11 protein-coding genes are annotated in these 8,990 nt (G+C 64.6%); 9 read left to right on the top strand and 2 right to left on the bottom strand.

The features are described from left to right. From pgk to VJ811_RS12185, 3 genes are all read left to right on the top strand, one after another. The coding region (gene pgk, locus VJ811_RS12195) for a phosphoglycerate kinase (protein ID WP_324072674.1) at positions 1-570 on the top strand (570 nt) is incomplete at its 5' end. A gap of 101 nt (positions 571-671) precedes the next feature. Further along, a complete protein-coding gene (locus VJ811_RS12190; protein ID WP_324072678.1) occupies positions 672-1,541 on the top strand; it encodes a fructose bisphosphate aldolase in 870 nt (289 codons plus the stop codon). Between the two features lie 3 nt (positions 1,542-1,544). After that, on the top strand, positions 1,545-2,201 hold the full coding sequence (locus tag VJ811_RS12185) for an O-methyltransferase (protein ID WP_324072676.1): 657 nt from the start codon (positions 1,545-1,547) through the stop codon (positions 2,199-2,201). Here the strand turns inward: VJ811_RS12185 and VJ811_RS12180 are convergent. After that, on the bottom strand, positions 2,198-2,596 hold the full coding sequence (locus tag VJ811_RS12180) for a hypothetical protein (protein ID WP_324072672.1): 399 nt from the start codon (positions 2,594-2,596) through the stop codon (positions 2,198-2,200). The two genes, VJ811_RS12185 and VJ811_RS12180, sit on opposite strands and share 4 nt — an antisense overlap. A gap of 35 nt (positions 2,597-2,631) precedes the next feature. On the opposite strand from VJ811_RS12180, the gene thiE reads away from it, so the two are divergent. The 4 genes from thiE to VJ811_RS12160 all read left to right on the top strand — a co-directional run bounded on the left by thiE (position 2,632) and on the right by VJ811_RS12160 (position 7,177). Next, positions 2,632-3,270: a thiamine phosphate synthase gene (thiE, locus tag VJ811_RS12175; protein ID WP_324072670.1), complete on the top strand. Its 639-nt coding sequence runs from the start codon at positions 2,632-2,634 to the stop codon at positions 3,268-3,270. Between the two features lie 320 nt (positions 3,271-3,590). Continuing rightward, positions 3,591-5,570 carry an OPT family oligopeptide transporter gene (locus tag VJ811_RS12170; RefSeq protein ID WP_324072668.1) on the top strand — a complete coding sequence of 660 codons (1,980 nt, stop codon included), beginning with the start codon at positions 3,591-3,593 and terminating at the stop codon, positions 5,568-5,570. A 108-nt stretch (positions 5,571-5,678) separates the two neighbouring features. After that, positions 5,679-6,242, top strand: a complete 564-nt coding sequence (efp, locus tag VJ811_RS12165; protein ID WP_324072666.1) for an elongation factor P — start codon at positions 5,679-5,681, stop codon at positions 6,240-6,242. A 116-nt stretch (positions 6,243-6,358) separates the two neighbouring features. Next, the gene (locus tag VJ811_RS12160; protein WP_324072664.1) at positions 6,359-7,177 is read left to right on the top strand and encodes an inositol monophosphatase family protein; all 819 of its coding nucleotides are present in this window, start codon (positions 6,359-6,361) and stop codon (positions 7,175-7,177) included. Between the two features lie 151 nt (positions 7,178-7,328). On the opposite strand, the gene VJ811_RS12155 is transcribed toward VJ811_RS12160, so the two are convergent. Beyond that, a complete protein-coding gene (locus VJ811_RS12155; RefSeq protein ID WP_324072662.1) occupies positions 7,329-7,811 on the bottom strand; it encodes a YbjN domain-containing protein in 483 nt (160 codons plus the stop codon). Between the two features lie 230 nt (positions 7,812-8,041). Here VJ811_RS12155 and VJ811_RS12150 point away from each other — a divergent pair, with 230 nt between their 5' ends. Further along, positions 8,042-8,416 (top strand): NADH-quinone oxidoreductase subunit A, encoded by a 375-nt coding sequence (locus VJ811_RS12150; RefSeq protein WP_324072660.1) that lies wholly within the window; start codon positions 8,042-8,044, stop codon positions 8,414-8,416. Continuing rightward, positions 8,413-8,967: an NADH-quinone oxidoreductase subunit B family protein gene (locus VJ811_RS12145; RefSeq protein ID WP_324072658.1), complete on the top strand. Its 555-nt coding sequence runs from the start codon at positions 8,413-8,415 to the stop codon at positions 8,965-8,967. Before VJ811_RS12150 ends, VJ811_RS12145 begins: the two co-directional genes overlap by 4 nt. Positions 8,968-8,990 lie beyond the last annotated feature (23 nt).

Raw genomic sequence — 8,990 nt, 5'->3', positions numbered from 1 at the left:
CTCGTCGCCAAGGTCGATCATCTGATCATCGGCGGCGGCATGGCCAACACCTTCCTCGCCGCGCGCGGGGTCGATGTCGGCAAGTCGCTGTGCGAGCATGACCTGGTCGATACCGCCAATGCGATCTTCGACGCGGCCGATGCGGCGGGCTGCACGATCCATCTGCCGTATGACGTCGTGGTGTCGAAGGAGTTCGCGCCGAACCCGCCGACGCGTACCGTCAACGTGCATGAAGTCGCCGCCGACGAGATGATCCTCGACGTCGGCCCGGCTGCGGTGGAAGCCTTGGCGGACGTGCTCAAAAATTGCCGCACGCTCGTCTGGAACGGTCCGCTCGGCGCATTCGAGACGCCGCCGTTCGACACCGCAACCGTCGCGCTCGCGAAGACCGCCGCGGCGCTGACCCGCGAAGGCTCGCTGATTTCGGTCGCGGGCGGCGGCGATACCGTCGCCGCGCTCAACCATGCCGGTGTCGGCAAGGATTTCACCTTTGTTTCGACCGCCGGCGGCGCTTTCCTCGAATGGATGGAAGGCAAGCCGTTGCCGGGCGTCGACGCGCTGAAGGCTTAGGCTTCCCCGTCGCATTGCATCGCGGCCACGGGGTCGCTATTGCGCACCGCAACATACGTATGCAAACAACCGGAGATCTTATGACCACCGTCCATGCCGCCATGCTCGACCAGATCAAATCGGGACAGGGCTTCATCGCCGCGCTCGACCAGAGCGGCGGTTCGACGCCCAAGGCATTGAAGGGTTACGGCATCGAAGCGGACGCCTTCTCGAACGACGAGGAAATGTTCGGCCTGATCCACGACATGCGCAGCCGCATCGTCACCGCGCCCTGCTTCAACGGCGAGAAGGTGATCGGCGCGATCCTGTTCGAACGCACGATGGACGGCGAAGCTGGCGGCAAGCCGGTGCCCGCCCTGCTGTGGGAGCGCGGCGTGGTGCCGTTCCTTAAAGTGGACAAGGGCCTTGAGGAAGAGGCCGACGGCGTCCAGCTGATGAAAGCGAATCCCGGCCTCGATGATCTTTGCAAACGGGCAGTCGCCAAAGGTGTGTTCGGCACCAAGATGCGCAGCGTCGTCAACTTCGCCAACCCCGCCGGGATCAAGGCGATCGTCGCGCAGCAGTTCGCCGAAGCCGCGCGCATCGCGGCGCACGGCCTGGTCCCGATCATCGAGCCCGAGGTGAACATCAAGAGCGCCGAACGTGACGCGGCCGACCACCTGCTCCTCAAGGAAACGCTCGCGGCGCTCGACGCCTGGACCGGCGCGCCGGTGATGTTGAAATTGTCGTTGCCGACTGAAGCCGGCCTGTTCCAGCCGCTGGTCGATCATCCGAAGGTGCTGCGCGTCGTCGCGCTGTCAGGCGGCTTCGCCCGCCCCGAGGCGTGCGTCGAACTGGCAAAGAACCCGGGCGTCATCGCGAGCTTCAGCCGCGCACTGCTCGAAGACTTGCGCCACCAGATGAGCGATGAGGAATTCAACGCGTCACTCGGCGGCGCGATCAAAGAAATTCACGCGGCCTCCGTGGCCTAGGTGATGGGAGAGCGGTGGCAAGCCGTCGACGATTATATCGCCGCCAAATTGCTTGGCGACGATGACGCGCTTGCCACCACCCTCGCCAACAACGCCGCAAATGGCCTGCCGCCGATCGACGTGTCGGCGGCGCAGGGCAAAATGCTGTTCCTGCTCGCGCAAATCGCCGGCGCACGGCGGATATTGGAAATCGGAACGCTCGGCGGTTACTCGACGATCTGGCTTGCCCGCGCGCTGCCCGATGATGGCGAGCTGGTGACGCTCGAGCTCGAAGACCATCACGCGAGGATCGCTCGCCAAAATCTGAAACGCGCCGGGGTATCGGACAAGGTTGATATCCGCGTCGGTCCCGCGGCGGAGAGCCTCGCGGCAATGATCGGCGAAGCGCCGTTCGATTTTGTCTTCATCGATGCCGACAAGCAGAGCAACGCGCTTTATGTTACCGAAGCGATCCGGCTCGGGCGCCCAGGCACCACGATCATCGTCGATAATGTCGTCCGCGAGGGCGGGGTGCTGGAAGCGGACAGCGACGACGAGCGGATCATCGGCACCCGCGCGCTGTTTGACATGCTCGCCGCCGACGTCCGCCTCGATGCGACCGCGATCCAGACCGTCGGCGCGAAAAAATGGGACGGATTCGTGCTGGCGCGGGTGCTTTAGAGCCCGCCCGCGAAGCGGAACGAGAAGCGATAGTCCGACGGCTTGATCGTCATATTGGTCGTCTTTTCGGGGCGCACCGATTCGAGCGTGAACTGGCCATCGGCAAGCTGAACCGGTTCGCCCAGCGTGGCTTCGAACGGCTGTTTCTCGCCATTGCCGCGAATCCAGACCATCTTCACCCGCACGCGCCCGGCCCACACGCAGCGCGCGTTCATCGGGCAGCGGCTGTCCTCCAGCACCTCGACAGGCTGGACGAGCGGGCCGTCGACATAGGCTTTCTGACCGAGTGCGACGTCGCTGCCGTCGGGCAGCGGGGCGCCGCGCGTTGTGGCGCAGGCGGACAGAGCGAGCGCGGCGGGGAGGGCGAGGATCGCGAGGCGATAGAAGTTCTGCATTTGCCCGTCTGTGACCGCGCCGCTATGAACGCGCCATGAAAGCACCGACCTGCCAACTTTACCTGATTTCGCCGCCCAATGTCGGCGGCGATTTTCCCGACCGGCTTGCCGAAGCGCTGGGCGCCGGCCCCGTCGCCGCATTCCAGTTTCGCGTCAAGGATATCGACCAGCACGAGGCGGCGCGGCTCGCCGAACCCCTCCAGGCGATCTGCGCCGCCCACGACGTGGCGTTCATCGTCAACGACGATGTCGCGCTCGCGAAGCGCCTCGGCGCCGATGGCGTGCATCTGGGGCAGGATGACGGCGATCCAAAGGAGGCGCGCCAGCTACTCGGTCCGCAGGCGCAGATCGGCGTGACCTGCCATGCAAGCCGCCATATGGCGATGGAAGCGGGCGAGGCCGGGGCGGACTATGTCGCTTTCGGCGCTTTTTACCCGACCACGACCAAGGCGGTCGAGCATCATGCGGAGCCCGAGATTCTGGAATGGTGGCAGGGCATGTTCGAACTGCCCTGCGTCGCGATCGGCGGAATCACGGTCGACACTGCGCCGGTACTGATCGACGCGGGGGCTGATTTCCTTGCCGTATCGGGCGGCGTCTGGGCGTTTCCCGAAGGTCCGGCAGCGGCGGTGCGTGCGTTCGGCGCGCTCCTCGGAGATCAGCCCGCCGGGTAATCGCGCCCCGGAGTCTTCGGACCATCCTTGGACGCGGGCGGCGGCGCCGCATCCTTGCGCCAGCCAAAAAGGCCGGCGCAAGGAGCCCCGCGCGACGAAGTTGCTGCGTTGCCGCGTGGGGGCGGCGGGGTAAGGCCCGAAAGATCGATACTCATCATGGCCGCCGATATGGCAGGCGCGGGGCGCTACATATTGGATCGATGCGTCAAAAGAATATCGGTCCGTCGCTTTTGGCGTTTCGGTCCAACTGACCTCGATTCGTGGCTTTTTGCTTGCGCTCGGCGTGGCGCCCCGCAAGACAGCGGGCGGGGAGAATTTTGATGACCGAAACGACCACGCCGACCACGCCGATCTCGCGCGGCCGCGAACTCACGATCCGCGCAATCCTGCTCGGCGGGCTGCTGACTTTGGCGTTCACGGCGGCGAACGTGTATCTGGGGCTGAAGGTCGGGCTGACCTTCGCGACCTCGATCCCCGCGGCGGTGATTTCGATGGCGCTGCTGCGCTATATGGCCGGGTCGACGATCCTCGAGAATAATATCGTCCAGACGATCGCGAGCGCCGCGGGCACGCTGGCGGCGATCATCTTCGTATTGCCGGGGCTGGTGATGGTCGGTTACTGGCAAGGCTTCCCGTTGCTCGAAACCACCGCGATCACGATGCTCGGGGGTATCTTGGGCGTGCTCTTTTCGGTCCCGCTCCGCCGCGCGCTCGTCGTCGATTCGGATCTTCCCTATCCCGAAGGGCGCGCCGCCGCCGAAGTGCTGCAGGTCGGCGCGGCGAGCGCCGAGGGCGCCGAGGAGAATCGCGCGGGGCTCTCGGCCTTGATGTGGAACTCCATCGTTGCGGCGGGCTTCACGCTCCTCACCCAGATGAAGCTCGCGGGCGCCGAGGTGGCGCGATGGTTCGCCGTTGGCAGCGGCGCGACGGGAATTGCCGGCGGGCTCGCCTTCGCGCTGTTCGGCGTCGGCCATCTCGTCGGCCTGTCGGTCGGCATGGCGCAGCTCGTCGGGATGGTCACCGGCTGGTGGGTGCTGCTCCCGATCCTGACCCAAGGCGGACTGGGGGGCGGAACGGGCGACGCCGAGACGCTGGCGAACACGGTATTTCGCGCCGATGTGCGCTTCTTTGGCGCCGGGGTGATCGCGGTCGCCGCGATCTGGACGCTGATCAAGATCGCCGGTCCGGTCCTCGGCGGCATCCGCTCGGCGATGGCGGCAAGCCGCGCGCGGCAAGGCGGGCAGGCGCTGGCCATCGAGGAGCAGGATATATCGATCGGCTGGGTGTTCGGCGGCTCGCTGGCGCTGATGCTGCCGATCGGCTGGTTGCTGTGGACGGTGCTCGCGGGCGGGCCGCTCGCGGGATCGTCGATGATCCTGATCGCGGGTGCGCTCGTCTTCATCATCGTCATCGGGCTGATGATCGCTTCGGTCACCGGCTATATGGCGGGCCTGATCGGCGCATCGAACTCGCCGGTTTCGGGAATCGGCATCCTCGCGATCATCGCCTCGTCGCTGCTGCTCCTCGGCCTGCTCGGCCGTGCGGGCGGTGAGACGGAGATTAACGCGATGGTGGCCTATGCGCTGATAGTCACCGGCCTCGTCTTCGGTATCGCGACGATTTCGAACGACAATCTCCAGGATTTGAAGACCGGCCAGCTTGTCGGCGCGACGCCGTGGAAGCAGCAGGTCGCGCTGATCATCGGCGTGATCTTCGGCTCGCTCGTCGTCCCGCCGGTGCTCAATGTGCTCAACGAGACTGTCGGCTTTGTCGGCGTCCCCGGTGCGGGACCCGAAGCGCTGGCGGCGCCGCAGGCGGGTCTGATTTCGTCGCTCGCAAAGGGCGTGCTCGGCGGCGACCTCAACTGGACGATGCTCGGCTATGGCGTGCTCGCGGGGATCGGCTTCATCATCATGGATGCGCTGCTGGGCCGCGCCGGCAAGCTCAGGCTGCCGCCCCTCGCGATCGGGATCGGCATTTACTTGCCGATGGCGGTGATCCTGCCCGTCGTGATCGGTGCGGTCGGCGGGTGGTTTTACGATCGTTGGGCATCGAGGCGCCCGAATGCGAGCTTTGCGCACCGTATGGGTGTGCTGACCGCGACGGGGATGATCGTGGGCGAAAGCTTGCTCGGAGTATTCTACGCGGGCACGGTCTATGTCACCGACAATGATGCGCCGCTCGCGGTGACCGGCGCCGGCTATGCGCCCTATGCGCCGTGGGTTGGCCTCATCCTCTTCGTCGTGCTCGTTTGGGCCAGCTACCGGCGCACGCGCCGGCTGGTCGTCACCACGCCCTAATGCTGCGACTTGCCCTTCGGCGCCGTCGCGGCTAAAGGCGCGCACCTGATAGCTGTGCCCGGCGGGCGCCGCTTTGCTCTTTCCATCCTTGAACTGTGAGTGTGCGCGATGAAAATCACCGGCGTTGAAATCCGTCCCGGCAATATTATCGAATTTGAAAAGGGGATCTGGAAGGTTACCAAGATCCAGCACACCCAGCCGGGCAAGGGCGGCGCCTATATGCAGGTCGAAGCCAAGAACCTGATCGACGGGCGCAAGCTCAACAACCGTTTCCGCAGCGCCGACACGGTCGAAAAGGTCCGCCTCGACACCAAGGATTTCCAGTTCCTTTATGCCGAGGGCGACGATCTGGTGTTCATGGACAAGGACAGTTTCGAGCAAATCAACATCTCGAAGGATGTCGTCGGCGACGCGCATGAATTCCTGCAGGACGGCATGGACGTTGTGCTCGAACTTTGGGAAGAGCGCCCGATCTCGGTCGAACTGCCCGAAACGATCGAAGCGACGATCGTCGAGGCTGACGCGGTGGTGAAGGGGCAGACCGCCTCGTCGTCGTATAAGCCCGCGATTCTCGACAATGGCGTGCGCGTGATGGTGCCGCCGCACATCACGAGCGGCACCAGGATCGTCGTGCATGTGTACGACCGCGAATATGTCCGCCGCGCCGACTAAGTAACGTCGCCCCCGCGAAGGCGGGGGCCGCTGTCAACCTTGCGCTACGCCGATAGCGACCCCCGCCTTCGCGGGGGCGACGTGTTGGTGAAGGCGCCATGTTGGAGGAAACGAAAATGGCCGTATCCGGCATCATCACCGTCATGGAACGCGCCGCGCGCAAGGCCGGCACGAAGCTGCGCCGCGACTTCGGCGAAATCGAGCATCTGCAGGTTTCGCAGAAAGGCCCGGCCGACTTCGTGTCGAAAGCCGATCAGGCCGCCGAGCGCACGCTGTATGACGAACTCGGCCGCGATCGTCCGGGCTGGGGCTTTGTGCTCGAAGAAGGCGGGATCATCGAGGGCGAGCCCGGCAAGCCGCGTTTCATCATCGACCCGCTCGACGGCACCTCGAACTTCCTCCACGCGATCCCGCATTTCGCGATCTCGATCGCGGTACAGGAACCGAAGCCGGGCGGCGGTTGGGGCGACGTCACCGCGGCGCTCGTCTACCAGCCCGTCACCGACGAAAGCTATTGGGCCGAACGCGGGCGTGGCGCCTGGCTCCACGATCGCCGCCTGCGCGTCGCGTCGCGTCGCCACCTCAACGAATGCCTGATCTCGACCGGCATCCCGTACATGGGCCATGGCAATATGGCGCAGTGGAGCCGCATTTTCGGTGCGGTCGCGCCCGAAGTCGCCGGCATCCGCCGCTTCGGTGCCGCCAGCCTCGACCTCGCATGGGTCGCGGCGGGCCGTTACGACGGTTTCTGGGAAAGCGACCTCAAGGTCTGGGACGTTGCCGCCGGCATGCTGCTCGTGCGCGAAGCCGGCGGGTTTGTCAGCGATTTCCGCGGCGGCGACCGCGCGATCGAGCGTAGCGAATATATTGCCGGCAGCGCCGCGGTGCATTCGAAGCTGCAGAAGCTGGTTGCAGGCGCACTTCGCAACGCCTGAATCACTAGCTCTCCCCCTTGATGGGGGAGGGTTGGGTGGGGGTGAGTTCGCGTGCGTAAGTCCACGTCCGCGAACTCACCCCCACCGCTGCGACTAAGCGGCAAGCCGCAAAGTCTCGCTGCCTCCCCCATCAAGGGGGAGGTCGAGCGGATCATTTCTCGAAAACATACTCGCGGAAGCTGTCCATCAGCGACGCCCAGGTGTTGAGGGTCTCGCCGACATTCTCGCGCGGGATGCCCGCGAAATCGAGGTCGACGTCCATTTCGAGCACCGGATCGCCCTCGTCATCCTTATAGGCGCGGGCGAAGCGCTTGTCCTTGTTCCACTTGTTGAGCTTGTCGAGCGAGACGTTTTTGGCGTCGCTGAACCCCATATAATATTGCAGCGTCTTGCACTTCTTGCCCTCTTCGCAGTTCATGAAGAGGACTAGGAATTTCAGGCCGCCCCGATTGCTTTCCAGATAGGGATCGTCGCCGGGCTTGCTGACCAGCGTCGCGGGCCAGCCCTGCGACTCGAGGATCGCCTTGATCGTCGCGGGATTCGACGCGTTGATCAACTCGGCATGGGCCGGAGTCGCCGAGAAAAGCGCGGCAGCCCCCAAGGCGAGCGCGGCGCGAGTGGTAATTAGTCCCATGGAAACTCCCTTTATCCAAGTTGCGCCCTGAAAGCGCGGTACTCCGACCCTTTTTGCGTGGGGTATCACAGCGATAGGGGCTGTCGCCAGCGGCCTTTGTGCTTTTGGTCACATGCGATACGAAAATCCTGCCCGCGGTGCTTGCGACACGCGGCTTCGTGGCCTAAAGCGCCCCCGATAAACGGGTGCCAAAGCACCCCAAAACATGAACAACAGAACTGCGAGCTCCCATGGTCGATCTGACGCAATATTTGCCGATCCTGATCTTTCTGGTCGTCGCCATCGGCCTGTCCTCCGCCTTCGTCTTCCTGCCGATGGGCGTCGCGCGGCTGACCGGGGCGCACAAGCCCGACCCGGCGAAACTGACCGAATATGAATGCGGTTTCCCGGCGTTCGAGGACGCGCGCAGCCAGTTCGACGTGCGCTTCTACCTCGTCGCCATTCTCTTCATCATCTTCGACCTCGAAGCCGCCTTCCTCTTTCCCTGGGCGGTCAGCCTCAAGGAAATCGGCTGGGCCGGCTGGGTCACGATGATGATTTTCCTCGCCGAACTGACGCTCGGCCTTGTCTATGCATGGAAGAAAGGGGCGTTGGACTGGGAATGAGCAGCTCGATCATCCTGCCGCCCGGCCAGATGCCGGTTGCCCCGGGGACAAGCCCCGACATGTCCTATTTCGACGACCTCAACAGCGAAGTCGGCGACAAGGGCTTTCTCGTCACCTCGACCGAGGATCTGTTCAACTGGGCGCGCACCGGCTCGCTGTGGTGGATGACCTTTGGCCTCGCATGCTGCGCGGTCGAGATGATCCACGTCAACATGCCGCGCTATGACATGGAGCGTTTCGGTGCCGCGCCGCGCGCATCGCCGCGCCAGTCGGACGTGATGATCGTCGCGGGCACGCTCTGCAACAAGATGGCCCCGGCGCTCCGCCGCGTCTACGACCAGATGTCGAACCCGAAGTACGTCATCTCGATGGGCAGCTGCGCCAACGGCGGCGGCTATTATCACTACAGCTATTCGGTGGTGCGCGGCTGCGACCGCATCGTGCCCGTGGACATCTATGTCCCCGGCTGCCCGCCAACCGCCGAAGCCCTGCTTTACGGCGTGATGCAGCTCCAGCGGAAGATTCGCCGCACCGGGACGATCGAACGCTGATGACCCATGCCGCCCCCCTGGTC

Source organism: Sphingopyxis sp. (assembly GCF_035250425.1).
In the GTDB taxonomy this organism is placed as follows: domain Bacteria; phylum Pseudomonadota; class Alphaproteobacteria; order Sphingomonadales; family Sphingomonadaceae; genus Sphingopyxis.
The sequence above is the reverse complement of the archived record's forward strand: the minus strand, read 5'-3'. Positions and strand labels throughout refer to the sequence as shown.

Excerpts from the sequence above, each read along its gene's own strand:
- VJ811_RS12145 (WP_324072658.1), top strand. The coding sequence starts at position 8,413 with ATGAGCAGCTCGATCATCCTGCCGCCCGGCCAGATGCCGGTTGCCCCG.
- VJ811_RS12180 (WP_324072672.1), bottom strand. The coding sequence starts at position 2,596 with ATGCAGAACTTCTATCGCCTCGCGATCCTCGCCCTCCCCGCCGCGCTC.
- VJ811_RS12155 (WP_324072662.1), bottom strand. The coding sequence starts at position 7,811 with ATGGGACTAATTACCACTCGCGCCGCGCTCGCCTTGGGGGCTGCCGCG.
- VJ811_RS12150 (WP_324072660.1), top strand. The coding sequence starts at position 8,042 with ATGGTCGATCTGACGCAATATTTGCCGATCCTGATCTTTCTGGTCGTC.
- efp (WP_324072666.1), top strand. The coding sequence starts at position 5,679 with ATGAAAATCACCGGCGTTGAAATCCGTCCCGGCAATATTATCGAATTT.
- VJ811_RS12185 (WP_324072676.1), top strand. The coding sequence starts at position 1,545 with ATGGGAGAGCGGTGGCAAGCCGTCGACGATTATATCGCCGCCAAATTG.
- VJ811_RS12160 (WP_324072664.1), top strand. The coding sequence starts at position 6,359 with ATGGCCGTATCCGGCATCATCACCGTCATGGAACGCGCCGCGCGCAAG.
- VJ811_RS12190 (WP_324072678.1), top strand. The coding sequence starts at position 672 with ATGCTCGACCAGATCAAATCGGGACAGGGCTTCATCGCCGCGCTCGAC.
- thiE (WP_324072670.1), top strand. The coding sequence starts at position 2,632 with ATGAAAGCACCGACCTGCCAACTTTACCTGATTTCGCCGCCCAATGTC.
- VJ811_RS12170 (WP_324072668.1), top strand. The coding sequence starts at position 3,591 with ATGACCGAAACGACCACGCCGACCACGCCGATCTCGCGCGGCCGCGAA.